General features: G+C 71.3%; 22 protein-coding genes. 3 read left to right on the top strand and 19 right to left on the bottom strand.

Annotation, left to right across the window (positions count from 1 at the left end):
• Nucleotides 1–23: 23 nt before the first annotated feature.
• The 9 genes from BM272_RS03325 to BM272_RS03365 all read right to left on the bottom strand — a co-directional run bounded on the left by BM272_RS03325 (nt 24) and on the right by BM272_RS03365 (nt 12,243).
• Nucleotides 24–692 (bottom strand): hypothetical protein, encoded by a 669-nt coding sequence (locus BM272_RS03325; protein WP_093427301.1) that lies wholly within the window; start codon nt 690–692, stop codon nt 24–26.
• Between the two features lie 4 nt (nt 693–696).
• The gene (locus BM272_RS03330; RefSeq protein ID WP_093427302.1) at nt 697–3,363 is read right to left on the bottom strand and encodes a FimV/HubP family polar landmark protein; all 2,667 of its coding nucleotides are present in this window, start codon (nt 3,361–3,363) and stop codon (nt 697–699) included.
• A gap of 128 nt (nt 3,364–3,491) precedes the next feature.
• A complete protein-coding gene (locus tag BM272_RS03335) occupies nt 3,492–4,514 on the bottom strand; it encodes an Asd/ArgC dimerization domain-containing protein (protein WP_093427303.1) in 1,023 nt (340 codons plus the stop codon).
• Nucleotides 4,511–5,626, bottom strand: coding sequence for an aspartate-semialdehyde dehydrogenase (asd, locus tag BM272_RS03340; protein WP_093427304.1), 1,116 nt, complete (start codon nt 5,624–5,626; stop codon nt 4,511–4,513). Before asd ends, BM272_RS03335 begins: the two co-directional genes overlap by 4 nt.
• Nucleotides 5,627–5,637: 11 nt before the next feature.
• Nucleotides 5,638–6,717: a 3-isopropylmalate dehydrogenase gene (leuB, locus tag BM272_RS03345; RefSeq protein WP_093427305.1), complete on the bottom strand. Its 1,080-nt coding sequence runs from the start codon at nt 6,715–6,717 to the stop codon at nt 5,638–5,640.
• An 11-nt stretch (nt 6,718–6,728) separates the two neighbouring features.
• Nucleotides 6,729–7,385, bottom strand: coding sequence for a 3-isopropylmalate dehydratase small subunit (gene leuD, locus BM272_RS03350; protein ID WP_093427306.1), 657 nt, complete (start codon nt 7,383–7,385; stop codon nt 6,729–6,731).
• Between the two features lies 1 nt (nt 7,386).
• The gene (gene leuC, locus BM272_RS03355) at nt 7,387–8,790 is read right to left on the bottom strand and encodes a 3-isopropylmalate dehydratase large subunit (protein WP_093427307.1); all 1,404 of its coding nucleotides are present in this window, start codon (nt 8,788–8,790) and stop codon (nt 7,387–7,389) included.
• 70 nt (nt 8,791–8,860) lie between these two features.
• Complete coding sequence (locus BM272_RS03360) at nt 8,861–11,308, bottom strand: MraY family glycosyltransferase (RefSeq protein ID WP_093427308.1); 2,448 nt, start codon at nt 11,306–11,308, stop codon at nt 8,861–8,863.
• Between the two features lie 182 nt (nt 11,309–11,490).
• Nucleotides 11,491–12,243, bottom strand: coding sequence for an ElyC/SanA/YdcF family protein (locus tag BM272_RS03365; protein ID WP_093427309.1), 753 nt, complete (start codon nt 12,241–12,243; stop codon nt 11,491–11,493).
• 201 nt (nt 12,244–12,444) lie between these two features.
• On the opposite strand from BM272_RS03365, the gene galE reads away from it, so the two are divergent.
• Entirely contained in the window at nt 12,445–13,512 is a 1,068-nt protein-coding gene (gene galE, locus BM272_RS03370; RefSeq protein WP_205407734.1) for a UDP-glucose 4-epimerase GalE, read from the top strand.
• Nucleotides 13,513–13,580: 68 nt separating this feature from the next.
• On the opposite strand, the gene BM272_RS03375 is transcribed toward galE, so the two are convergent.
• From BM272_RS03375 to BM272_RS03410, 8 genes are all read right to left on the bottom strand, one after another.
• The gene (locus BM272_RS03375; RefSeq protein ID WP_093427310.1) at nt 13,581–14,342 is read right to left on the bottom strand and encodes a hypothetical protein; all 762 of its coding nucleotides are present in this window, start codon (nt 14,340–14,342) and stop codon (nt 13,581–13,583) included.
• A gap of 76 nt (nt 14,343–14,418) precedes the next feature.
• Entirely contained in the window at nt 14,419–15,441 is a 1,023-nt protein-coding gene (gene truD / locus BM272_RS03380) for a tRNA pseudouridine(13) synthase TruD (RefSeq protein ID WP_093427311.1), read from the bottom strand.
• The gene (gene ispF / locus BM272_RS03385; RefSeq protein ID WP_093427312.1) at nt 15,438–15,911 is read right to left on the bottom strand and encodes a 2-C-methyl-D-erythritol 2,4-cyclodiphosphate synthase; all 474 of its coding nucleotides are present in this window, start codon (nt 15,909–15,911) and stop codon (nt 15,438–15,440) included. The genes truD and ispF overlap by 4 nt, the downstream gene beginning before the upstream one ends.
• Nucleotides 15,911–16,564, bottom strand: a complete 654-nt coding sequence (gene ispD / locus BM272_RS03390) for a 2-C-methyl-D-erythritol 4-phosphate cytidylyltransferase (protein WP_240308005.1) — start codon at nt 16,562–16,564, stop codon at nt 15,911–15,913. The genes ispF and ispD overlap by 1 nt, the downstream gene beginning before the upstream one ends.
• Before the next feature lie 56 nt (nt 16,565–16,620).
• Nucleotides 16,621–16,896 (bottom strand): cell division protein FtsB, encoded by a 276-nt coding sequence (ftsB, locus tag BM272_RS03395; protein WP_093427314.1) that lies wholly within the window; start codon nt 16,894–16,896, stop codon nt 16,621–16,623.
• Between the two features lie 5 nt (nt 16,897–16,901).
• Nucleotides 16,902–18,215, bottom strand: coding sequence for a phosphopyruvate hydratase (gene eno, locus BM272_RS03400; RefSeq protein ID WP_093427315.1), 1,314 nt, complete (start codon nt 18,213–18,215; stop codon nt 16,902–16,904).
• Between the two features lie 46 nt (nt 18,216–18,261).
• Nucleotides 18,262–19,104 (bottom strand): 3-deoxy-8-phosphooctulonate synthase, encoded by an 843-nt coding sequence (gene kdsA / locus BM272_RS03405; RefSeq protein WP_093427316.1) that lies wholly within the window; start codon nt 19,102–19,104, stop codon nt 18,262–18,264.
• On the bottom strand, nt 19,101–20,750 hold the full coding sequence (locus BM272_RS03410) for a CTP synthase (RefSeq protein ID WP_093427317.1): 1,650 nt from the start codon (nt 20,748–20,750) through the stop codon (nt 19,101–19,103). The genes kdsA and BM272_RS03410 overlap by 4 nt, the downstream gene beginning before the upstream one ends.
• A gap of 215 nt (nt 20,751–20,965) precedes the next feature.
• Here BM272_RS03410 and BM272_RS03415 point away from each other — a divergent pair, with 215 nt between their 5' ends.
• Complete coding sequence (locus tag BM272_RS03415) at nt 20,966–21,208, top strand: prevent-host-death protein (RefSeq protein WP_093427318.1); 243 nt, start codon at nt 20,966–20,968, stop codon at nt 21,206–21,208.
• Nucleotides 21,205–21,606 (top strand): type II toxin-antitoxin system VapC family toxin, encoded by a 402-nt coding sequence (locus BM272_RS03420; RefSeq protein WP_093427319.1) that lies wholly within the window; start codon nt 21,205–21,207, stop codon nt 21,604–21,606. The genes BM272_RS03415 and BM272_RS03420 overlap by 4 nt, the downstream gene beginning before the upstream one ends.
• A gap of 105 nt (nt 21,607–21,711) precedes the next feature.
• On the opposite strand, the gene tilS is transcribed toward BM272_RS03420, so the two are convergent.
• Both tilS and BM272_RS03430 read right to left on the bottom strand, forming a co-directional pair.
• Nucleotides 21,712–23,007 (bottom strand): tRNA lysidine(34) synthetase TilS, encoded by a 1,296-nt coding sequence (gene tilS / locus BM272_RS03425; protein WP_093427320.1) that lies wholly within the window; start codon nt 23,005–23,007, stop codon nt 21,712–21,714.
• 7 nt (nt 23,008–23,014) lie between these two features.
• Nucleotides 23,015–23,974 (bottom strand): acetyl-CoA carboxylase carboxyltransferase subunit alpha, encoded by a 960-nt coding sequence (locus BM272_RS03430; RefSeq protein ID WP_093427321.1) that lies wholly within the window; start codon nt 23,972–23,974, stop codon nt 23,015–23,017.
• Between the last annotated feature and the right edge of the window lie 16 nt (nt 23,975–23,990).

Genomic DNA, 23,990 nt, shown 5'->3' on the forward strand with positions numbered 1-23,990 from the left:
CGCCGGCCCGGGGTGCAACCGCCTCAGGGGAAGGCCAGCAGGGCCGCCGTAATCAGGACCAGCGCCCCCAGTGGCCAGCCCCACTGTCGCAGCGGCGGCCAGTCCGTCGCCGGCAGCGTCCACGGGGTCGCCGGCCCGGTCTCGGCCCACGCCAGGGTCTCGCGCAGGTGGGCGATGGCCAGCTCGGCCGCGCGGGCGACGCGGCCGGTGGCGGTGACCGTCGGCAGCGGCCGCTGGCGCAGGGCCGTCGCCCACTCCATGACCAGGACCAGGCGCAGGGCGAGGCGATCGCGTTCCAGCCCCAGCCCCTGCAACGGGGTGGCGAGCCAGGCGATGGCCGCCACGAGGGAGGCGGTGGCGGTGGTCTCCATGAGCAGGCCAGCGCCGACGGCGACGCTGGCCAGGCCAGCCAGGCGGATGGCCGCCTCGGTCAGCCCCTCGACGGTGGGCGACCAGCCGCCAAGGGCCGGCAGAAGGAGGTGGCCCGGGGAGCCCCAGGCATAGAAGATCGCCAGGGCCAGGGCGACCCACTTGAGGCGCATAAGGGGGCGCAGGACCGGCCGCGGCGCTGGCCGGGCGGCAAGGAGACCCGCGGCCACCAGGGCCGCGGCGGCAAACACCGCCGCCGTCCGGCCGCTGGCGGCGCCGGCCGCGACCACCAGAAAGGTGAGGATACGGATGACCGGGTCCAAGGCCTCAGCCCTGGCTCTGGTCGAGGAGCGACCGCGCCTCCTGCTGCTGCTCCTCGCTGCCCTCCTCCACCACCTCTTCGAGGATCCCGCGGGCGCCCTCGGCATCGCCCATGTCGATGTAGGCCCGAGCGAGATCCAGCTTGGTGCCCACCTCGTCGACATCGTTGAGGAGGTCGGCGACGTCGTCCTCGAACTCGTCCCAGGCGGCACTCTCGTCCGCCTCCAGCGGATGCAGTCCCTCGGGCGCTTCGTCCTCGGCGGGACCGGCCTCGGGTGCGGCGGGCCGTTCGGATTCGGGGCCCGGGGTTGGTGCCGGCTCCGGCTCGGGCTCGGGCTCGGGCTCGGGTTCAGGTTCAGGTTCCGGCTCTGCCGTGGCCTCCGCGGCCTCGTCGGCCATCAGGTCGTTATAGGCCGTCTCCAGCTCGTCGGCATCCATGGGGACAGCCGCTTCCCCGGAGCCCCTCCCGGACGCCTCTCCCTCCTCGGGCTCGGCGAGGTCGATAATCGGAGACTCGGCCTCGCCCTCCGCGGCGGCTTCCGAGCTGGCCGTCGCCTCCTCGGCATGGGCAAAGGCGTTCTCCGGCGTCTCCTCCACCCAGTCCTCGGCCAGGTCGAGATCGACCACCGGGATCTCCTCCAGTTCGGTCTGCTCCGTGGCGGCCGGCTCACCCGCACCCGTCGGCCCGGGCTCCGTAGTACCGGGGCCGGCCACCTCCTCGTCCTTCTCCGTGTCCAGCTCGATGGGCGCCGCCTCGTCGACCTCGCCGGACGGGCTCTCCGGCTCCTCCGCGGAGGTCGCTTCCGGCATCGGCTCGGGGGAGGTCTCCACCCCGGTCAGGGTCTCGTCCCACTCCGCCTGATGGTCACCCTCGCCCATGAGCTCGGCGAATTCGTCTTCCAGGCTGGCGTCGATGCGCTCTTCGTCCCCATCGCCCTCGTCTTCCCGGCCCGGCTCGGAGCCGACGGGCGCGGACGGCGCCTCGGAGACCGGTTCGGCCCCGGAGTCCGCCTCGGCGGCCGTGGCCGGTTCGGGGTCGCTGTCCGGCTGGGCAAAGAGGGGATCGTCCGGGGCCATGGTCGCCCCCAGGGCCGCAACCCGGGCCCACTCCATGGGGGCGCTCTCCCCCAGATCCTGGCGCATGGAACGCGCCTCGCGCAGGAAGGCCTCGCGATTGCCGTGGGCGTGGTGGAGTTCGGCCAGCCGGCGCCGGTACTCGGCGTGGCGCGGATGGTGGGCCACCGCCTTCTCCAGGACCTCCACCGCCTCGGCGTAGCGCCCCATGGAGAAGTAGATGTCGGCCTCGGTCACCGGGTCCTCGGACCGGGGGGCCTGCGCTTCGGCCTCGGCATGCTCTTCCTCGGAACGTACCCGACGCGGGCGGGGCTCGGCTTCCGCCTCGCCACTGCCTCCGGAATGGCGCCGGGCGGCGACCCAGACCAGGGCCAGTAGCAGGATGAAGAGGCCGCCGGCCACCCCGACCCACTGCGGGTGGCGGTTGAGCAGGTCCAGGAAGAGCGCCAGCTCGTCCGTCGTCGCCTCCTCGTCCCGGCCCTCCTGCAGGGCGGCAAGCTCGGAGCTGTCGAACTCCAGCAGCCGCTCCATGGACTGGAGCTGCTCCTCCATGGCGGCCAGGCGTTCGCGCAGCGCCTCGTTGCCCTCGCGGCGCTCCTCCGCCTCGGCCAGCGCGGCATCCAGCTCGTCCTGCAGCTCCTGGACCCGGGCATCACCGGCGGCCTCGTCCTCTCCACCGCGGGGCATCTCCGACTCGCCCGAGGCCATGGCCTCGGGTCCCTCCAGAGTCAGACCGCCGGGGGCGCGCTGCCCTTCGGTGGCATCGCCCGCCTCGGCCGCACCCTCACCGGCTTGCGCCGACTCCCCGGCCGAAGCGTCGCTCTCCCGGGAGGGTCGCCGGGTAGCCTGTCCGGCGCGCTCCTGCCGAAAATCCTGCCAGGCCCGGTACTGACGCCAGAACTCCGTCTCGGCCTCCTCGGCACCGACCCCGCGGATGGAATCGGCTTCGTCGATCCGCAGGACGTAGCCGGCCATGAGCCGGTTGACGTTCCCGCCCTGGAAGGCTTCGGGGTTGTCCCGGAGCAGCGCCATGGCCACCTGCTCCGTAGTGACCTCCTCCTCGATGCGCTGGCGCAGCTCCTGGGCGATGGTCCAGAGACGATCCCCCTCCTCGACCCGGCCGTATTCCAGGGTCGTTGCTCCACGGCCCTCGCTGGCAGCCTCCGAAGAAGCCGCGGGCGCATCCACTGCGGCCGGCTCTTCATCGGTCGTATCGGGGGGATCCAGCAGGACCGTGTAGCCGCGCACCTGACGGCCCGCCGGCCACTCCAATTCCACCAGGAAGTCCAGGAAGCTCCGGGTCACCGGGCGGGAGGTAGTCACCCGGAGATGGGCGCTGCCATCCTCCCAGACCGGTTCGAAGTCCAGCGCCCGCGCGCTGGGCGTACGCTCCATGCCGGCAGCGCGGAAACTCGCCTCAGGCGCAAGGCGGGCACGGAGCCGGTCGAACTCATCACGCCCGACGTCGTGCAGTTCGATCCGGCCCTCGAAGGGTTCGTCGATGTAGGAGTCGAGTTCGATCTCGCCGAGCTCGACCCCCGCGGCGGCCAGTGGGGTCAGGAGCCCCACCAGCGCCAGGATTGCCGCGCTTGCCCTCACGTTGCCTCCTTTCCCTGTCGAGCGAGGCCCTCTTTCAGCAGTTTACGTCCATGTTCTGCGAAAGGACCTCGGGAATCTCCGCTAACTATATCCGACGCGGGCACCCGGGGCCAAACCCGGAACTCCCCTCAATCCAGGAGTTCTCGCGCCAGCAGCGCGACCACAGCCAGGGCCGAGGCGGCCACCAGACCCTTGACCGGATCGGCCACGGCCCAGAGGGCAAGGCGACGGGAATCGTCAGGGGCCGTACGCAGCCGTCCGACGTGGATCCCGCCCCCCTCGCCCACGGTCCTCGGATCCGGACCCAGCGGGCCGGCGGCGGCAGTGATGCCGGCCTCGCGCAGGACCTCCGCAGCGCCCTCCGGGCTCAGGGGTTCGTCCAGGGTGAGGTGGAGCGCCAGTCCGTCGCCGTGGAAGACCGGAACCCGCACGGCCGACGCCGTTACCGGCAGGGTCTCGGTCTCCAGCAGCCGGCGCACCGTCTCCGCCATGGCCGCCTCGACGCCGGCAGAGCCGTCATCCAGGCCCGGCTCCGGCAGGAGGTTGAAGGCGATGGGGGCATCGAAGTACTCCGGCTCGCGCTCCTGGGCGTTGAGCAGGCCGGCCGTCTGCCCGGCCAGCTCCTCCACCGCGGCACCGCCGAAGGCCCCCATGCCGCGCAGGGCGGTGGCATCCACCGCGTGCAGCCCGCCCGCCCGATGGAGCGGCACCAGCAGGCGGGCGAGCAGCGCCGCCGGGGCCGGCGGGACCGCCACGAGGCCGGAATCGATGGCATCGGCCAGGACGCCTTCCACGTCGAGCCCGGCCACCGCCAGCGGCACCTCCTGGCGCTCGGCCAGGAGGCCGGTGGCCTCGATGACCGAGCAGCCGGCCTCGGCCGCGGGAGCAGCGAAGGCCTCGGCACAGGCCGGGTCGTCCACGAAGATGGCGATATCGGCGACGGAGAAGTCGAAGTCCGCCACCGGGGTGACGTCGACGCTGCGGCCACCGCCGGCCAGGGTCGCTCCGGGCTCCGGGTTCGCGGCAAGCACCTCGATGCGCTCGGGGGTCCAGCCGGTCTCCGCCAGCCCCTCCAGGATGGCCTCGGCGGCGGGGCCATCCCCCACCAGCGCCAGGGTCCCGCCGGTGATGGGTTCGGCCCGTGCGCTCATTCGGCCTCCAGGAGGATACGCAGGGTCCGGCGCAGGGGCTCGGCGGCGCCCCACAGGAGCTGGTCGCCGGCGGTGAAGGCGGAGAGGTACTCGCCCCCCATGGAGAGCTTCCGCAGCCGGCCCACCGGCACGTCCAGGGTGCCGGTGACCGCCGCGGGAGTGAGCCGGCTCAGGCTCGCCTCCTTCTCGTTGGGAACCACGGAGACCCAGTCGTTGGCCTCCCCCAGGATGGCCTCGACCTCGTCCAGCGGCGCATCCCGGGTAAGCTTGATGGTCAGCGCCTGGCTGTGGGAACGCATGGCCCCCACCCGCACGCAGAGGCCGTCGATGGGGATGGGATCGCCCTGGCGGCCGAGGATCTTGTTGGTCTCCACCTCGGCCTTCCACTCCTCCTTGCTCTGGCCGGAGGCCATCTCGGCATCCAGCCAGGGCAGCAGGCTGCCGGCCAGGGGGAAGCCCCAGTTCTCGGTGGGCAGCGCATCGCTGCGCAGGGTGTCGGTGACCTGGCGGTCGATGGCAAGGATGGCACTGGCCGGATCGGCGAGCTCGTCGGCCACGGCGCCGTGGAGCGCCCCCATCTGCTCCAGCAGCTCGCGCATGTGGCGGGCGCCGGAGCCAGAGGCGGCCTGGTAGGTCATGGGGCTCACCCACTCCACCAGGCCCTGGCGGAAGAGGCCGCCGATGGCCATGAGCATGAGGCTGACGGTGCAGTTGCCGCCGACGAAGTCGCGCACCCCGTTGTGGATACCCTGCTCGATCACGTCGCGGTTCACCGGGTCGAGGACGATGAGGCTCTCCTCGGCCATGCGCAGGGTGGAGGCGGCGTCGATCCAGTGGCCCTTCCAGCCCGCCTGGCGCAGCGCCCGATGCAGGGTCGTGGTGTAGTCCCCACCCTGGGTGGTGACGATGATATCCATGGCCGCCAGGGCGTCGACGTCGTTGGCGTCGGCCACCGGCGGGGTCTCCCGGCCGATGTCCGGCCCGGTACCGCCGGCCCGGGAGGTGGAGAAGAAGACCGGCTCGAAGTGGTCAAAGTCGCCCTCGGCGCGCATGCGCTCGGTGAGGACCGAACCCACCATGCCGCGCCAGCCCACGATGCCTACGCGCTTCATGTCCGTCTCCTTCACTGCTTGAGCTCCGCCACCACGGCATCACCCATCTCGGCGGTGGTGGCGCGCGTGGTGCCGGCGTAGTGGATGTCCGGGGTCCGCAGACCGCCGTCCAGGACCCGGCCCACGGCGGCCTCGACGGCGTCGGCCAGTGCCGGCGCGCCCAGGGAGTGGCGCAGCATCATGGCCACGGAGAGGATGGTGGCCAGGGGATTGGCCGCACCCTGACCGGCGATGTCCGGCGCCGAGCCGTGGATGGGCTCGTACATGCCGGTACCATCGGCGTTCAGGGAGGCCGAGGGCAGCATGCCGATGGAGCCGGTGAGCTGGGCGGCGGCATCGGAGAGGATGTCGCCGAACATGTTGGAGGTGACCACCACGTCGAACTGCTTGGGCTCGCGCACCAGCTGCATGGCGGCGTTGTCCACGTACATGTGGGAGAGCTCCACGTCGGGATACTCGGCGTGCAGTTCGGTGATCACCTGGCGCCAGAGCTCGGTGGCCTCCAGGACGTTGGCCTTGTCCACGGAGCAGAGCCGGCCGCCCCGGCGCCGCGCCGTCTCGAAGGCGACCCGGCCGATGCGCCGGATCTCCGACTCGCTGTAGACGAAGGTGTTGTAGCCCTCGCGCTCGCCCGCGGCGTTAGTCCGCACGCCCCGCGGCTGACCGAAGTAGATCCCGCCGGTGAGCTCGCGGACGATGATGATGTCCAGCCCGGCCACCACCTCCGGCTTGAGGGTGGAGGCCTCGGCGAGCTGGGGATAGAGGATGGCGGGCCGGAGATTGGCGAAGAGCTCGAGCTCCGAGCGCAGCCCCAGCAGGCCCTGCTCCGGGCGCAGGGGGCGGTCCAGGGCCTCCCACTGCGGGCCGCCCACCGCGCCCAGGAGCACCGCGTTCGACTCGCGCGCCATCTGCAGGGTCTCCTCGGGCAGCGGGTGGCCCTCGGCCTCGTAGGCGGCGCCGCCCACCAGCCCCTCCACGGTGGTGATGTCCAGGCCGTGGCGATCGCGGAGGGCGTCCAGGACCTTCACCGCCTCGGTGACGATCTCGGGGCCGATACCATCCCCGGGCAGGACCAGGATCTGTTGCGTCATGGGATCTCCCGTTAACCGTTGTCGCGAATGCCGGCGAAGAGCCAGGGCGCCTCTTCCCGCCGGCGCGCCTCGTAGGCGCGGATGGCGTCGGCGTATTCCAGGGTCAGGCCGATGTCGTCCAGCCCCTCCAGCAGACGGCGCTTGCGCGCCGGGTCCACCTCGAAGGGGATGGCCTCGCCACCGGGGGTGGTGACGGTCTGCGCCGCCAGGTCCACCGTCAGCTCGTAGCCCTCGGTGGCCGCGGTCTCGCGGAAGAGCCGGTCCACCGTCTCCGCGTCCAGGACCACCGGCAGCAGGCCGTTCTTGAAGCAGTTGTTGTAGAAGATGTCGGCGAAGCTCGGGGCGATGATCACCCGGAAGCCGTAGTCGGCCAGCGCCCAGGGGGCGTGTTCCCGGGAACTGCCGCAGCCAAAGTTCTCCCGCGCCAGGAGGATGGATGCCCCCCGATAGCGCGGCTGGTTGAGAACGAAGTCCGGGTTCTCCCGGCGCTGGCTGTGGTCCTGGCCCGGCTCGCCGTGGTCCAGATAGCGCCACTCGTCGAAGAGATTGGGGCCGAAACCGGTGCGCTTCACCGACTTCAGAAACTGCTTCGGGATGATGGCGTCGGTATCCACGTTGGCGCGGTCCAGCGGGGCCACGAGCCCCTGGTGGTGGGTCAGGGCCTCCATCCTACAGCTCCCTCACGTCGACGAAGTGGCCGAAGACCGCCGCGGCGGCGGCCATGGCCGGGCTCACCAGGTGGGTCCGCCCCCCCTGGCCCTGCCGGCCCTCGAAATTGCGGTTGGAGGTGGAGGCGCAGCGCTCCCCCGGCTCCAGCCGATCGGCATTCATGGCCAGGCACATGGAGCAGCCCGGGGCGCGCCACTCGAAGCCGGCCTCGGTGAAGATCCGGTCCAGCCCCTCGGCCTCCGCCTGCTGCTTCACCAGCCCGGAGCCGGGGACCACCATGGCCTGGGTGACGGAGTCGGCCACCCGCCGGCCGCGCACCACCTCGGCGGCGGCACGCAGGTCCTCGATGCGGGAGTTGGTGCAGGAGCCGATGAAGATCCGGTCCGGGCGGATGGCGGTGATCGGCGTACCGGGCTCCAGCGCCATGTATTCCAGGGCGCGCTGCCAGCCGTCGCGCTGAACGGCGTCGGCGGCGTCGGCCGGATCGGGCACCACCCCGTCGACACCGGCGACCATCTCCGGCGAGGTCCCCCAGGAGACCTGGGGCTCGATGGCGGCAGCATCAATGCGCACCACCCGATCGAACTCGGCATCCGGGTCGCTGTGCAGGTCCCGCCAGGCGGCCACCGCCTGGTCCCACTGCTCGCCGGCGGGCGCATAGGGCCGATCGCGGAAGTAGTCGATGGTCTTGTCGTCCACCGCCACCATGCCGGCCCGGGCGCCGGCCTCGATGGCCATGTTGCAGACGGTCATCCGGCCCTCCACGGAGAGGTCCTGGATGGCCTCGCCCGCGAACTCGATGGCCGAGCCGGTCCCGCCCGCAGTACCGATGGTGCCGATGATGTGGAGGACGATGTCCTTGGCGGTGACGCCCGGGCCCACGTGGCCCTCCACCCGCACCTGCATGTTCTTCGACTTGGACTGCCACAGGCACTGGGTGGCCAGGACATGCTCCACCTCGGAGGTGCCGATACCGTGGGCCAGGCAGCCGAAGGCGCCGTGAGTGGAGGTGTGGGAGTCGCCGCAGACCACGGTCATGCCGGGGAGCGTGGCGCCCTCCTCCGGACCGATAACGTGGACGATGCCCTGACGGATATCGTCCATCCGGAATTCGGTGATGCCGTATTCGGCGCAGTTGTCATCCAGCGTCTCCACCTGGATCCGCGAGGTGGCGTCGGTGATTCCCTGCGCCCGGTCGGTAGTGGGGACGTTGTGGTCCGGGGTCGCCAGGACACTCTCCGCGTGCCACGGCCGCCGCCCCGCCAGGCGCAGACCCTCGAAGGCCTGGGGCGAGGTGACCTCGTGGACCAGGTGGCGGTCGATATAGAGAAGCGCGGTGCCATCCGGGTCGGTGGCCACCACGTGGGCGTCCCAGAGCTTGTCGTAGAGGGTCTTGCCGGCCATTTCGCTCTCCGCGGTCGAACCCCCCGATCCTACGCTGTCAGGGGGCGGGGCCGCTACCCCGCGGCGGCGATCAGGCGGCGTCACGCCAGGCGGTAAGGCGGGCCACCCCGGGGGGCAGCTCCTCGCCCCCGGACCCCGTCCGTCGCCCTCCGGAGTTCCCTTCGAACCAGCGCCGCTGGAAGGCGGCCGCAAAGTAGACCGACGCCACCAGGGCCACCAGGGCACGCCCGGGCGTGGCGTGGATCTGGACCGACAGCAGCAGCAGCGCCCCGAGACTGCCACTCACGCCGAGTATGGCGACCACCCAGACTGCCGCCCACAGGCGATGGCGGGCCATCAGGACGGCATCGCGGAGGAGCACGCCCACCAGCAGCAGGAAGAGGACCAGGCCCACGAGGCCGAAGTCCAGGGCAATGCTCCCGTAGGCGGACTGGAGATGCACGTAGCCCTCTTCCGCCGTGAAGGGGCCCGCCTCGGCAGGACCCAGCCAGGGGGCCCGGGATACGGCCTCGACCGTGCGCTCCCAGATGGTCAGTCGCTCGGCCACCGCCGGGTAGAGTTCGGTAGCCGCGGCCTTCTCGCCCTCGATGTGGAGGCCGGCGGCGGCCACGGAGTTGGCCAGGCCGCCGCTGCCATCCCCTTCCGACGCCCCTACCACCGACCAGGTGGCAACGACCACTCCCACGGCCAGGGCGGTGCCCCCGGCCAGGCCCATCCAGTGGCGCCGGTTCAGGCCGTAGAGGACGGCAGCCACCGCCATGGTCAGGACGCCCGCCAGGGCCGCCAGCCACGCGGTGGTGTAGCCGGTGCCGGCCAGCACCACCAGGGCACTGACAGTCACGCCGCCGAAGACCACCAGCATCGCCGTCGGCCGCCAGCCGCAGCCCAGCCGCTGGAAGGCGGAGACCATCGCCCCCAGCAGCGCCACGGCAAGCAGCGCGGCCAGGGAGCCGATGACGGCGGGGGACCCCCACTCCAGGGGATTGGCGAGGTCACCCACCATGAGCGCCGCCCAGTCGGCCTGGAGGGCGAAGGCCGCCGACCAGCCGGCTACCAGGACCAGGAAGAGCGGCAGCCAGTGCCAGCGCGCCCCGGCCAGCCACCAGCCCACCGGCAGGGCGGCGAGGCCGCTGATCCAGAGGTACTCGCTCCACACCAGCTGCGAGCTCTCCCCGAAGAGGCCACCGCGCAGGGTGATGTAGACCGACAGGCCCAGCACCAGCCAGGCCACCGGAAGCCGCCGCAGGTCCGCGGCAAACGTGGGCAGACTGGCGAGGGTGGCTGCGGCCAGGGCGGCGAAACCCACCTCCAGCCCGGTCTCGTGGAAGGGCAGGGAGAAGAGCATGACGTAGAGACCGCCCAGCGCGAGCCAGCGCCGCCAGCCGGTGACCGGCGGGACGGCGCACGAGGTCTCGGCACCGTCGGCACAGCGCACCGGCCAGGTCATGGGGGCGGAGCCCGACCACTGGTGGAGCCGACGCAGGGCGCGGGCCGTCCGCCAGGCGCGGCGGATGAAGACCAGATGGCCGACGACCAGGCCCAGGAGGCCGGCGTAGAGGATTGGATCGGGCACCCCGACCACCGATCCCATGATCCCGATCCCGCCGAGCACCACGGTAAGCAGCAGCAGCAGCGCACTGGTCTCGCCCACGGTATAACCGGCGCGCAGGAAGATGTGGTGGAGGTGCTCGCGGTCGGCGCGAAACGGGCTCTGGTCCTTGAGGACCCGGCGGATCATGAGGCTCAGGGTATCCACCGCCGGGAGCGCCAGGACCCATGCCATGCCGGCCGGCGACACTGCCCGCCCCGGCGCCATGAGAACCTCCAGAGCCAGCCAGCCGATGGCCAGCCCCAGCGCCATGCTCCCGGCATCCCCGAGGAAGATGGAGGCCCGCGGCCGTCCCGGGTGGCGCATGTTGAACAGCAGAAAGCCGACCACCGCGGCGGCCAGGGTGGCCGCCACCGCCGTGGTCACCGGGAGGCCGGAAAGATGCGCGGCCACCACCAGCCAGCCCAGCATGGCCAGGGAGATGCCGCCGGCCAGGCCGTCCGCCCCGTCCATCATGTTCAGGGCATTGATGAAACCGACCATGGCGAAGAGCGTCAGGGGAATGGCCCAGGCGGAGAGTTCCAGCCGCTCGCCGGGGATGAAGACGCCGAGATCACTGATGACCAGGCCACCCCACCCCACTACCAGCGCCGCCGCGACGAACTGCAGCATCAGCTTGGTGGTGCTGCGCATATCCTGGGCATCATCCACCAGCCCGGTAACCAGCAGCAGACCGAGGCCGGCGAACAGGGCGGCGTAATCCCGCAACGGCCCGTCCACCAGGAGCACCCCGCCGGCGAAGGCAATGACCACCGCCAGCCCCCCGATGAGCGGCACCGGCTCCGCATGCTTCTTGCGTCCCCCGGGGCGGTCCACCAGACCCAGCTCCCGCGCGGGCTCATCCAGGGCGAGGATGAGCGCCACCGCGAGGGCCAGGCTGATCAGTGGTGGAATGATGTAGGCGTCCACGAGTCCTTCCTATGCGCTGAACCGCCCCCGGGCGGCCCCCCTCCAGGAGACACGCCCGACTCCCTCCGAGGGTTCCATGGGTCCGGCCATTACTGACATTCGTTAATGGAATGATACGGGAGGTCGAAGATTCGCACGAGGACCGGAACTGACCGGCGGGAAAGGAGGACGGCGAATCGGGCTCAATCGAGATCCCCGCGCAGCCAGGACCAGGCCAGCCCGAGATATTCGTAGAAGGCGCGCTCGCTGGTATGCAGCCCACGGGCCTGGGGGCGCAGATAGCGTGCCCGCCAGCGATCCGCCTCCCGCGGGGCCCGATAGCGGGTGGGCGCGGCCACGGGGTCCAGTCCGGCTCCCTGGAAAAGGGCCATGGCCCGGGGCATGTGCGAGGCCGAGGTCACCAGCACCAGGCGCCGGCTGTCCAGTTCCGCCGCCGCCCGGACCGCCTCGTCCCGGGTATTCACCGTTCCCGGCAGAAGCACCAGGTCCTCCGCCGCGACTCCCAGCGCCCGGGCCACTGCCCCGCTGGTAACCGCGCTGGGTGCCGGCTCACCGCCTCCGGACAGGACCAGACGACTCCCCGGCAGGGCACGCTGCAGCCGTATCCCCTCCACCAGGCGGGCCGTAGCGGTGGCCGGGAGCTGCGCGGTCACCGGCAGCCCCGGCTCGGGATCGTGGCCCGCCCCCAGGACCATGACGTACTCGATACCGGCCAATCGCTCGGTCTCAGTTACCGGCGGATAGGCGCGCTCCAGCGGCGCCACCAGCCACCCGGAAACGGGCCGGGAGCCCAGCGCCAGCAGCAGAGCCACCGCACCCACCATTACCAGCGCACCCGCCCGGCCCCGGCCGCGCCAGGCCAGGAACGCCCCGACCAGCCCCAGCAGGGCTACCAGGGAGACCGGTAGCAGAAAGGATGCAACGAACTGGGCCATGGCCCCTCCCGTTCAATGGGCGAGCGCCCATTGTCCCACGTCCCCGCCCGCCCCTTGCACCATATCTGGCCATATCACGCCGTTTTCGGCAGCCGGCAGGCCACCACCGGACGGTGAATGAGCGAACGCACCCTCGCCCCCTCCCCGCCCCATCCGCGCTCTCCGATACTCGGCCCATTCCCCAACCACCCGGAGGCAATCGTGACCATCCTCGTTACCGGCGGTACCGGCTACATCGGCTCCCACACCTGCGTGGAACTGATGGAGGCAGGGCACGACGTGGTGGTAGTGGACAACTTCAGCAACTCCCACCGGGAGGTGGCCGGTCGCGTGGAGCAGATCACGGGCCACCCCCTGCCGGTGTTCGAGCTGGACCTACGTAACCGTGACGCCCTCACCGCCCTCTTCTCCGCCCACCGCATCGACGCCGTCATCCACTTCGCCGGCCTCAAGGCGGTGGGGGAATCGGTCGCGATGCCGCTGACCTATTTCGATGCCAACATCGGCTCCACCCTGGTCCTCGCCGAGGTCATGGCGGAGTTCGGCGTCAAGAATCTGGTCTTCTCCTCCTCGGCCACCGTCTACGGCGACCCCGACGAGCTCCCCATTCCGGAGACCGCGCCGCTGAAGCGGCCCACCAACCCCTACGGCCGCTCCAAGCTCTTCATCGAGGAGAGCCTGCGCGATCTGCGCGTGGCCGACCCCGACTGGCGGGTGGGGCTGCTGCGCTACTTCAATCCGGTCGGCGCCCATCCCAGCGGCCTCATCGGCGAGGACCCCCTGGGGATGCCCAACAACCTCATGCCCATCGTCGCGGCCACCGCCGTGGGCCGGCGGGAGTCGGTAAGCGTCTTCGGAGATGACTACCCTACCGCCGACGGCACCGGGGTCCGCGACTACATCCACGTGGTCGACCTCGCCCGCGCCCACGTCGCCGCCCTGGACTACCTCCGCAACCAACCCCGCGGCGAGGAGCTGACGGTGAACCTGGGTACCGGCCGCGGCTACTCGGTGCTGGAGGTCATTCGCGCCTTCGAGACGGCCAGCGGCCGGCCCGTCCCCTGCACCATGGCCGAGCGCCGTCCGGGGGATGTTGCCGCCTGCTACGCCGATCCCGGCCTGGCCCACCGGCTCCTGGGCTGGCGTGCGGAATTCGGACTGGACCGGATGTGCGAGGACGTATGGCGCTGGCAGTCGCAGCATCCCGACGGCCTGCAGCGCGTCCAGGAAGCGACCTCGGAGCAGCCGCTATCGGCGGTCTCGGCCTAGTCGCGGGGAAGGGAAAAGGGAGAGGAAGGTAAAAGACCCGCCGCCGGGCGGCGGCGGGCACCAGGATCCTAGCCGCGGCGGCGCAGGACCCAGATCTCCAGCAGGGACCAGTCCTCACCGGGGTAGTTCTCCTGCTCCAGCTCGGACATGCGGCGATGGCGCGAGGCCATGCTGCCGACGAAGTCCAGCTTCTCCAGCAGCGCCCGCTTGGTCTCGTCGGTCTTTTCCAGAGCGAAGGGGTTCAGGAAGTTCACCAGCATGTAGCCCTCGCCCTTGCCCCGGGCGAAGGCGTCCACCAGCCAGTTCACCGTCTCCGCGTCGAGGTAGACCAGGGAGGCGGTGGAGATGACCACGTCGGCGTTCTCCATGGCCGAGTCCACCGCCTGGCGATCCTCCGCCGAGGGGGCGTTGAGGTCGGAGACGATGGCCTCGTCAAACAGACCGCAGGACTGGCCGTAGGCCATGGCGTTGCCGGAGATGTCGATGCCGGTGGTATGCGCCGGGAAGCGGCGGTCGGCATCGACCCGCTGGCAGGCCTGCTCGTCGCGCCAGTTGGCGCGGATGGCCTGGTAGTCCATGCCGTTGAGCGTGGCCATGGTGGTATTGCCGAAGCAGGCGCAGAGATCGACGAAGTTGACGGGGCTGCCGTCCGCCGTCTTCTCCTTCACCCAGGGGAGGATGAGGCGGTCGAAGGTCTGGCGGTTGAAGTCGTCGGAGACGTACTGCAGCTCGTCCAGGATCCGCTCCTTGAACGGCACCGGCGTCTCGGCGACGTAGATGTCATCGAAGTGCTGCTTCTTTTCGTCGGTCTTGACCTGCGACTGGGTCATGGATTCGCTCTCTTGGCTGAACAAGTTTCCGATCTTCGGCCGCCCGGGGTGTCCGGGTCAAGCCGGAGCCGCGCATTCAGAGCGCGGCGTCGGTCTCCGCCAGCTCCCGGACCACGGTGGTGGCGAAGGCGCCCCGGGGTAGCGAAAAGGCCATCCGCCAGGTGCCCGCCTCCTCCTCGGCGGCCTCCAGGTCGGGGACCATCAACCGCAGCGCCCGGCGCTCCGCCTTCAGCCCCGCCTGCTCCAGGCCTGCCGTGAGATCCTCGGCATCGGCCACCAGGGCGCGCTCGGCCTCGGTGATGGGTGCCCCGCCCCGGCCCCAGAGCGGGCCGGAGGGGTGGAGATCGCCCCGGGCCAGGCGGTCGCGGACATCGGCATCGCCGGCCTCGGGGACGAAGAAACTGCCGCTGCCGGCGAGCAGCACCGGCTCCTCCGTACGCGTGGCCTCCCACTCCCCCGCCGCCACCCGGGCGGCGAGGATCCGGTTGAAGAGCCAGGAGCGGGCGGCGGAGAGGAGGATGTCCCGCGGCCCGCGGCGCTCGCCGCCGGCCAGCCAGGCGCGGGCGGCGGCGACGTTGTCGCCGTCCCGGCCGAAGCGCTGGGGGCCGAAGTAGTTGGGCACCCCGCGCCGCGCCACCTCGGCGGCCCGGGCCGCCAGGGCGTCGGTATCGCCGGCGACCTCGCGCAGGCGCAGTTCGAAGCGGTTGGCGGCGTGGGTGCCCCGGCGGAGCTTGCGGCCGTGGCGGGTGGCGACGAGCAGGCGCACCCCCTCCGGGAGGGCGGCGGCCCAGTCGGGCTCGGGACGGCCGGCGAGGTCCAGGGAGTACCACTGGGTGGTGATGGCGTGGCGGTCCTTGCGACCGGACCAGCTCACCGCCCGGGGCGGCAGGCCGGCGGCGCGGGCGAGCTGCTTGCCCAGCCATTCGGTGTTGGTCCCGGTCTTCTCGATCCGCAGCCAGGCGTGCTGGCCGCTGCCGTCGGGCTCGAAGCCCAGCACCTCGTCCACCCGGAAATCCGCCGGCTCCGCGCGCAGGGTGGCGGTCACCGGCGGCTCGCCCAGGGCGCGGGGGCCGAGGAGCGCCTCGCCCTCCCCGCTCACGCCGGCCCCAGCAGGGCGACAGCGTGGGCGGCGACGCCCTCCTCCCGGCCGGTATAGCCCAGCCGTTCAGTGGTGGTCGCCTTGACGTTGGCCGCCCCGGCGGCCAGCCCCAGGTCGGCGGCGATGTTGGCCGCCATGGCCTCGACGTGAGGGCCGATCCGGGGGCGCTGGGCGATGAGGGTAGTGTCGACGTTCACCGGCAGCCAGCCGGCCGCCGCCACGGCATCCCGGCAGTGGCGCAGGAGCTGCCGGCTGTCGGCGCCGGCCCAGGCCGGATCGTCATCGGGGAAGTGGCGGCCGATGTCGCCGAGCCCGGCGGCACCCAGGAGGGCATCGCAGAGGGCGTGGAGGAGTACATCACCGTCGGAGTGGGCCACCAGGCCCCGTTCATGGGGGATGGTAACCCCGCCCAGGACCACGTGGTCGCCCTCGCCGAAGCGGTGGACGTCGAAGCCGTGGCCGATGCGCATCACGCCGTCTCCTGCTGGTGGCCGAGGTAGAGGGCGGCCAGGGCCAGGTCCTCGGGCCGGGTGATCTTCACGTTGTCCGCGGAGCCCTCGACCATCCGCGGTCGATGACCGGCCCACTCCACCGCCGAGGCCTCGTCGGTAACTGGCACCCCGGCCGCCAGGGCCTCGCCCAGTGCCGTCCGCAGCGGGCCCAGCCGGAACATCTGCGGGGTCAGTGCCCGCCAGAGGCCGCTGCGGTCCACGGTGGCATCCACCACGCCGTCGGTATCCGCATGCTTCACGGTATCCACCACCGGGATCCCCAGCAGGCCGCCCACCGGCTCGTCCGCCAGCGTGGTCAGCAGATGGTCGAGGTCATCGGTCCGCAGACAGGGTCGGGCGGCATCGTGGACCAGGACCCAGTCGTCGGCGGCGGCATGGCCGGCCAGGTGGTCCAGGGCGGCGAGGACCGAGTCGGCCCGCTCCGCCCCGCCGGTGACACGGTGGACCGGGCCGGGGAGATCGGCGGCCAGGGCGTCGAAGCGCTCATCGGCGGCATCCACGGCGATGACGATCCCGCGCAGACCGGGCTGGGCGGCCAGGCGGGCCACCGTGTGGTGGAGCACGGCCCGGCCGTGGATCTCCAGGTACTGCTTGGGGGTGGCGGAGCCCATGCGTCGGCCGGCGCCGGCGGCGGGGACCACGGCCCAGAAGGGAACGGGGTTGGTGCTCACTTGTCGTCCACCAGCAGGAAGAAGGTCTCGCCCTCCCGGATCATGCCCAGCTCACTGCGGGCGCGCTCCTCGATGGCGTCCAGACCGCGCTTGAGGTCCTCCACCTCAGCCCGCAGGGCGCGGTTACGCTCGGCCAGCTCGGCATTGGCGGCGCCCTGCTCGGCCACCGCCGCCTCCAGGCGCCAGACCTCGGGCAGACCGCCCTCGTCGGACCACAGCCGGAACTGCAGGCCGACCAGCAGCAGCGCCAGCAGGCCGGCGACCCAGCGCATGGTCCTCAGCGGCCCCCGTTCCCCGAACCGTTACCCGCCAGGGCGGCGCGGCCCGGATAGCGGGCCTTGGCCCCCAGTGCCTCTTCGATGCGCAGGAGCTGGTTGTACTTGGCCACGCGGTCGGAGCGCGACAGGGAGCCGGTCTTGATCTGGCCGCAGCCGGTGGCCACCGAGAGGTCGGCGATGAAAGTATCCTCGGTCTCGCCGGAGCGGTGGGAGACCACCGCCGTGTAGCCGGCCTCCCGGGCCACGGTGATGGCCTCCATGGTCTCGGTGAGGGTGCCGATCTGGTTGACCTTGATGAGGATGGAGTTGGCCACGCCGCGCTCGATGCCCTCGCGCAGGATGGCGGGGTTGGTGACGAAGAGGTCGTCCCCCACCAGCTGGATCCGGCGGCCCAGGGCCTCGGTGAGCGCCTTCCAGCCCTCCCAGTCGTCCTCGGCCAGGCCGTCCTCGATGGTGACGATGGGGTACTGGTCCACCCAGCCCTGCAGCCAGCCCACCATGCCCTCGGCATCCAGCTCTCGGTTCTCGGCGGCCAGCTTGTAGCGACCGCCTTCGACGAACTCGCTGGCGGCCACGTCCAGCCCCAGGGCGATGTCGTCGCCCGGGCGGTAGCCGGCCTTCTCGATGGCCTCCAGGATGGTCTCCAGCGCCGCCTCGTTGGAGGGGAGGTCCGGGGCAAAGCCGCCCTCATCGCCCACGCCGGTAGCCAGCCCCCGGGCGTTGAGCACGCCCTTGAGGGCGTGGAAGACCTCGGCCCCGTAGCGCACCGCCTCGGCCAGGCTGGGCGCGCCCACCGGCAGGATCATGAACTCCTGTAGGTCCACGGAGTTCTCGGCGTGGGCGCCGCCGTTGAGGATGTTCATCATGGGCACCGGCAGGATCTCCGGCATGCCGTCGGCCAGGTGCTGCCACAGCGGCAGGCCGCGACCGGCCGCCGCCGCCCGGGCCGAGGCCAGGGAGACGGCGAGGATGGCGTTGGCGCCCAGCTCGCCCTTGTTGGCGGTCCCGTCGATATCGCACATGCGCCGGTCCAGGGCGGACTGGTCGCCGGCATCCATGCCGGTGATACCCTCGGCCAGCGGGCCGTTGACGTTGGCCACGGCGTTGCGGACCCCCTTGCCCAGGTAGCGCGACTTGTCGCCGTCGCGCATCTCGAGGGCCTCGCGGCTGCCGGTGGAGGCGCCGGAGGGGACCGAGGCGGTGGCGGTGGCACCGCAGGCCAGGGTGACGTCGGCCTCCACGGTGGGGTTGCCCCGGGAGTCCAGGATCTCGCGGGCGGTGATACGGGTAATCGTGAGATCGGGCGCGCTCATGGGGTTCCTTCGTTCCTTGTGACTGGGCCTTCGTGAACAGGCGGCCTCAGAGGCCGCCCAGGGTCTCTTCCGCATAGGGGGCGGTCTTCACCGCCGCATCCAGGGCCTTGAGGGTCTCCAGCAGCGCCGGCAGCTTGTCCATGGGCCACATGTTGGGGCCGTCGGAGAGCGCCCGCTCCGGATCCGGGTGGGTCTCCATGAACAGGCCGCTGATACCGGCGGCGATGGCGGAGCGGGCGAGCACCGGGACGAACTCCCGCTGCCCGCCGGAACGGCCACCCTGCCCGCCCGGCTGCTGCACCGAGTGGGTGGCGTCGAAGACCACCGGGGCGCCGGTATCCCGCATGCTGGCCAGACCGCGCATGTCGGAGATCAGGGTGTTGTAGCCGAAGGAGACGCCGCGCTCGCAGACCATCACCTGCTCATTACCCACCTCGCGCGCCTTGGCCACCACGTTGTCCATGTCCCAGGGCGCCAGGAACTGGCCCTTCTTGATATTCACCGGCCGCCCCTGGCGGGCGACGTTCTGGATGAAGTTGGTCTGGCGGGCGAGGAAGGCCGGCGTCTGCAGGACGTCCACCACCTCGGCCACCTCCGCCATGGGGGTATCCTCGTGGACGTCGGTGAGCACCGGCACCCCCATCTCGTCCCGGATCCGCTGGAGGATGCGCAGCCCCTCTTCCAGGCCGGGACCGCGGTAGCTCTTGGCCGAGGTCCGGTTGGCCTTGTCGAAGGAGGACTTGTAGATGAAGGGGATCCCCTGCGCCCGGGCCATCTCCGCCAGCTGGCCGGCGGTCTCCAGGGCCAGGGCCTCGCTCTCGATGACGCAGGGCCCGGCGATGAGGAAGAAGGGCTCGCGGGGGCCGACCTCGAAGCCGCACAGATTCATGCCGATTCACTCCCTTGCTGGCGCGCCACGCGGTGCTCCGCGGCGGCGTTGACGAAGCCGGAGAACAGCGGATGGCCGTCCCGGGGGGTGGAGGTGAACTCCGGGTGGAACTGGCAGGCCACGAACCAGGGGTGGTCCGGCAGCTCCACCACCTCCACCAGGCTGCCATCCATGGAGGTGCCGGCCACCGAGAGGCCGGCCTTCTCCAGGACCTCCAGGTAGTGGTTGTTGAATTCGTAGCGGTGGCGGTGGCGCTCGACGATGACCTCCTTGTCGTAGAGTTCGCGGATCCGGCTGCCCTCGGCCACCCGGCAGGGCTGCGCCCCCAGGCGCATGGTCCCGCCCAGATCGCTGGCCTCGTCGCGGGTCTCCACCCGGCCATCGGCGGTGGTCCACTCGGTGATGAGGCCGATGACCGGGTGCATCGTCTGCGGATCGAACTCGCTGGAGTGGGCCCCCTCCAGCTCCGCCACGTCCCGGGCGAACTCGATGACGGCCACCTGCATGCCCAGGCAGATCCCGAGATAGGGGATGCGCTTCTCCCGGGCGCAGCGCACGGCGGCGATCTTGCCCTCCACCCCGCGCTCGCCGAAGCCGCCGGGGACGAGGATGGCGTCCGCGCTCTCCAGCACCCCGGTGCCCTCGCGCTCCAGAACCTCGGAATCGACGTATTCGATATGGACCTTGCTGCCGGTGTGCAGGCCGGCGTGGATGAGCGCCTCGGACAGCGACTTGTACGCCTCGGTGAGCTCCACGTACTTGCCCACCATGGCCACGGTCACCGTGCGCTCGGTGCGGCCCAGGGCATCCACCACCGCCTGCCACTCGGACAGGTCCGCCTCGTGGGCAGCCAGGCGCAGCTTCTCCACCACGATGTCGTCCAGCCCCTCGGCGTGGAGGAGCATGGGGATGCGGTAGATGCTGTCGGAATCGATGGCGCTGAAGACCGCGCGCTCCTCGGTGTTGGTGAAGAGCGCGATCTTGCGCCGCTCCTCCGGCGGCACCGGCCGCTCGGCCCGGCAGAGCAGGATGTCCGGCTGGATGCCGATGGAGCGCAGCTCCTTCACCGAGTGCTGCGTCGGCTTGGTCTTCATCTCTCCGGCCGTGGGGATCCAGGGCAGCAGGGTGAGGTGCATGAAGATGGCGTTCTCCGCCCCCTGCTCCACCCGCATCTGGCGGATGGCCTCCAGGAAGGGCAGCGACTCGATGTCGCCCACGGTGCCGCCGATCTCCACCATGGCGACGTCGTAGCCGTCCGCGCCCTCCTGGATGAGGTGCTTGATCTCGTCGGTGATGTGGGGAATCACCTGCACCGTGCCACCCAGGTAGTCGCCGCGGCGCTCCTTGTGGATCACGTTCTCGTAGACCCGGCCGCTGGTGAAGTTGTTGCGGCGGGTCATGGTGGTCCGGACGAAGCGCTCGTAGTGGCCCAGGTCCAGGTCGGTCTCGGCGCCGTCCTCGGTGACGAAGACCTCGCCGTGCTGGAAGGGGCTCATGGTCCCCGGGTCCACGTTGATGTAGGGGTCCAGCTTGAGCAGCGTCACCCGCAGGCCGCGGGATTCGAGGATCGAGGCCAGGGAGGCGGCCGAGATCCCCTTGCCCAGGGAGGAGACCACGCCGCCGGTAATGAAGATGTACTTGGTCATCCAGTCCAGTTCGCCGGGTGAGGGGGTGGGCGGGCCGCCGGGGCCCGGGCTCAAAGCGCCAATTTTCGGCCTTTTGGGGCCGGGTTGCAATCGGCGCGCCGGCTTCCGAACGCCGCTGGACTCCGGGTCTCCCCCCAACGGCCCCCTCCTTTCTGACCAGTGGTCCTGGTCACCGCTCCATGCTAGCCTTCGGGAAAGGTTCATGACCAGGGTAGATGACCATGCACACTGAAGAGGTTTCCAAGTCCCGCTTCAAGGCGAGGGCGCTGGAATACTTTCGCGAGATCGAGACCTCGGGCGAGGCCATCATCATCACCGACAAGGGCCGGCCCGCCATCGAGGTGCGCCGGCACAAGTCCGATGACCGCTCCCCCCTGGAACGGCTGCGCGGCAGTGTCATCGAGCTGACCGAACCCTTCGAACCGGTGGCCGAGGAGGACTGGGAGGCGCTGCGTTGATCGTGCTGGATACCCACGCCCTGCTGTGGTGGGTCAACGGCACTCCGCGGCTCTCGCAACCGGCACTCGAGGCCATCGAGCAGGAGTTGCAGGCGGATGACGGCGAGATCCTGATCCCGGCCATCTCGGCCTGGGAGATCGCGCTGCTGGTGGAGAAGGGGCGGCTCGCCCTCTCCATGAATACCGATGACTGGCTGGAGACGGTGGACGAGATCGAGGGGATCCGCTTCGCGCCCCTGGATGCCGCGACGGCCGTGGAAGCGACCCGACTCCCGGGGGAATTCCACAAGGACCCGGCTGACCGGATGATCGTGGCACTGGCCCGGCGCTTCAATGCGGTCCTGGTTACGGCGGATGAGAAGATCACCGCCTATCGATACGTCCGTACCGTCTGGTAGGCGGGCCGAGGCCCGCAATCCCCCATGAAGCGGGCACGGGGCGATCCGGGTTCCCCGGCCACCCCCTCACTCATTATCTTATCCCGGGCATTATCCGGGGTCGGCCTATACGCCGCCGGGGATGACCCGGGGGCGGAACGCGAGGTGCCAGCCGGTCTCCCCGGGGGCGGCGGCCGAGGTCGGGGCCACGGCAATACCGGCCAGCGCGACGGCCTCGCCCCCCACCCGGATCACCGGCCAGTGGGAGCGCCACCAGGGGGCGATACCGGCGGCGCGCAGGAGCTCACTGATCCGCTGACGGCCGCCGGGACCGGGCAGGCGCTCCCCCGGCACGGGCGGACCTACTGTGATGGTCCCGGTGAGCGCCGAGGCCGCTACGCCCTCCCCCATGGTCCGTTCCGCCGTGAGGCGGCCGGCGGGCAGGTCCAGCGGCTCCCCCGGTTGCCACGGCCGTTCCGGCGGCGGCTCCGGTAGCGGGGGCAGCAGGAAGAGGGCACCACGGTGGCGACGAGCCTGGGCGCCGGGCCAGACCACCCGGGGGTCGGCGTCGGCGCGGGCCGCGGCCACCTCGGTGAGGATGCGGTCGGTACGGTTCGCGTCCGGGACCGGCAGGCCGCGGGCGGTGGCCGCGCGGTGCAGCGCCGCCCCGGCCCGTTCCCGGGGCAGGCGCAGCAGATCGGCGACCGCCAGGCCGCCCGCGGAGGTCTCCAGGGCCCGGCGATCCGCCTCGGCGCGCTCCGCTTCGGCCTCCGCCGCGGAGGCCACCAGGCGGGCGCTGCGACCCATGGCACCCAGGGTGCCGGGGCGGCGCTGGATGAGCCGGGGCAGGATCTCGTGGCGGAGGAAGTTGCGCTCCGGGTCCGGGGCGGCGTTGGAGGGATCCTCCACCCAGGGCAGGCCGGCAGCGACCACGTGCTCCCGGAGTTCGGCGGCGGTGGCCTCCAGCAGCGGTCGGGCGAGCCAGCCGGCCCCCAGGGGGCGCACCGCCGGCATGCCGGCAAGGCCGCGGGCCCCGGCGCCGCGCAGGAGCTGGAGCAGGACCGTCTCGGCCTGGTCGTCGGCGTGGTGGCCCGTGGTCAGGACCTCGCCGGGGTGCAGGGCCGCGGTGAGCGCGGCGTAACGGGCGCGGCGGGCGGCCTCTTCCGGACTCTCCCGACCCCGGGGTCGGGCGTCCACGGTGAGTACTTCGCAGGGGACACCGAGATCGGCGGCGATGCGCCGGCAGTGGTCGGCCCAGGCGTCGGCCTCGGGCTGGAGGCCGTGGTGAACGTGGAGGGCCCGCAACGGGGCCGCCGGGGCTTCGGTGGCCAGGGCGTGGAGGAGCGCGGTGGAGTCGCCGCCACCGCTGAAGGCAACGGCGATGCCGCGGCCGGCCGGAAGCGCCTCGCGCAGCGGCCGCACCGGCGGATCAGCCCTCGTGGTAGCGGCCGTAGCCGGCGATGCGCTCCTGGCGCCGGTCGATGAGTTCGTCGAGGTTCATCCCCTGGAGATGGTCCAGGCTCTCGGTGAGGCTGTTGGCCAGGCGGCGGGCGGCGGCATCGTAGTCCCGGTGGGCGCCGCCCAGGGGCTCGTCGATGATGCCGTCCACCAGGCCCAGCTCCTTCAGGCGCGGGGCGGTGATACCCAGGGCCTCGGCCGCCTCGCCGGCCTTGTCCTGGCTCTTCCAGAGGATGGAGGCACAGCCCTCGGGGGAGATCACCGAGTAGGTGGTGTACTGCATCATCTGCACCCGGTCACCGACGCCGATGGCCAGCGCCCCGCCGGAGCCGCCCTCGCCGATGATGGTGCAGATGATGGGGGTGTTCAGCTCCGCCATGGCCTGGAGGTTGCGGGCGATGGCCTCGCTCTGGCCCCGCTCCTCGGCGTCGATGCCGGGATAGGCGCCAGGGGTGTCGATGAAGGTGAGCACCGGCAGGCGAAAGCGCTCGGCCATCTGCATCAGCCGCAGGGCCTTGCGATAGCCCTCCGGCCGCGGCATACCGAAGTTGCGCCGGACTTTGTCCTTGGTGTCCCGCCCCTTCTGCTGGCCGATGACCATCACCGGTCGGCCCTGGAGCCGACCCAGGCCGCCGACGATGGCGGGGTCGTCGGCGAAGGCGCGGTCGCCGTGGAGCTCCTCGAAGTCATCGATGATGCGCTCGATGTAGTCGAGCAGGTAGGGGCGCATGGGGTGGCGCGCCAGCTGGGCCACCTGGACCGCGCTGAGGTCGGAGAAGAGCTCCCGGGTCAGCGACTCGCTCTTGGCCTGCAGCCGGGCGATCTCGTCATTGATGTTGACCCCGGTATCGCCGCCCACGTGGCGCAGCTCTTCGATCTTCGCCTCGAGCTCCGCGATGGGCTGTTCGAAATCCAGAAAGTTCAGGTTCATACGGGGAAACGCTCGC

This window comes from Thiohalospira halophila DSM 15071, from assembly GCF_900112605.1.
Lineage (GTDB): Bacteria > Pseudomonadota > Gammaproteobacteria > Thiohalospirales > Thiohalospiraceae > Thiohalospira > Thiohalospira halophila.

Excerpts from the sequence above, each read along its gene's own strand:
- leuB (WP_093427305.1), bottom strand. The coding sequence starts at position 6,717 with ATGACGCAACAGATCCTGGTCCTGCCCGGGGATGGTATCGGCCCCGAG.
- leuC (WP_093427307.1), bottom strand. The coding sequence starts at position 8,790 with ATGGCCGGCAAGACCCTCTACGACAAGCTCTGGGACGCCCACGTGGTG.
- BM272_RS03365 (WP_093427309.1), bottom strand. The coding sequence starts at position 12,243 with ATGGCCCAGTTCGTTGCATCCTTTCTGCTACCGGTCTCCCTGGTAGCC.
- BM272_RS03375 (WP_093427310.1), bottom strand. The coding sequence starts at position 14,342 with ATGACCCAGTCGCAGGTCAAGACCGACGAAAAGAAGCAGCACTTCGAT.
- BM272_RS03335 (WP_093427303.1), bottom strand. The coding sequence starts at position 4,514 with ATGAGCGCACGGGCCGAACCCATCACCGGCGGGACCCTGGCGCTGGTG.
- asd (WP_093427304.1), bottom strand. The coding sequence starts at position 5,626 with ATGAAGCGCGTAGGCATCGTGGGCTGGCGCGGCATGGTGGGTTCGGTC.
- BM272_RS03430 (WP_093427321.1), bottom strand. The coding sequence starts at position 23,974 with ATGAACCTGAACTTTCTGGATTTCGAACAGCCCATCGCGGAGCTCGAG.
- ispD (WP_240308005.1), bottom strand. The coding sequence starts at position 16,564 with ATGGGCTCCGCCACCCCCAAGCAGTACCTGGAGATCCACGGCCGGGCC.
- BM272_RS03410 (WP_093427317.1), bottom strand. The coding sequence starts at position 20,750 with ATGACCAAGTACATCTTCATTACCGGCGGCGTGGTCTCCTCCCTGGGC.
- kdsA (WP_093427316.1), bottom strand. The coding sequence starts at position 19,104 with ATGAATCTGTGCGGCTTCGAGGTCGGCCCCCGCGAGCCCTTCTTCCTC.
- ftsB (WP_093427314.1), bottom strand. The coding sequence starts at position 16,896 with ATGCGCTGGGTCGCCGGCCTGCTGGCGCTGCTGCTGGTCGGCCTGCAG.
- BM272_RS03415 (WP_093427318.1), top strand. The coding sequence starts at position 20,966 with ATGACCATGCACACTGAAGAGGTTTCCAAGTCCCGCTTCAAGGCGAGG.
- eno (WP_093427315.1), bottom strand. The coding sequence starts at position 18,215 with ATGAGCGCGCCCGATCTCACGATTACCCGTATCACCGCCCGCGAGATC.
- ispF (WP_093427312.1), bottom strand. The coding sequence starts at position 15,911 with ATGCGCATCGGCCACGGCTTCGACGTCCACCGCTTCGGCGAGGGCGAC.
- leuD (WP_093427306.1), bottom strand. The coding sequence starts at position 7,385 with ATGGAGGCCCTGACCCACCACCAGGGGCTCGTGGCCCCGCTGGACCGC.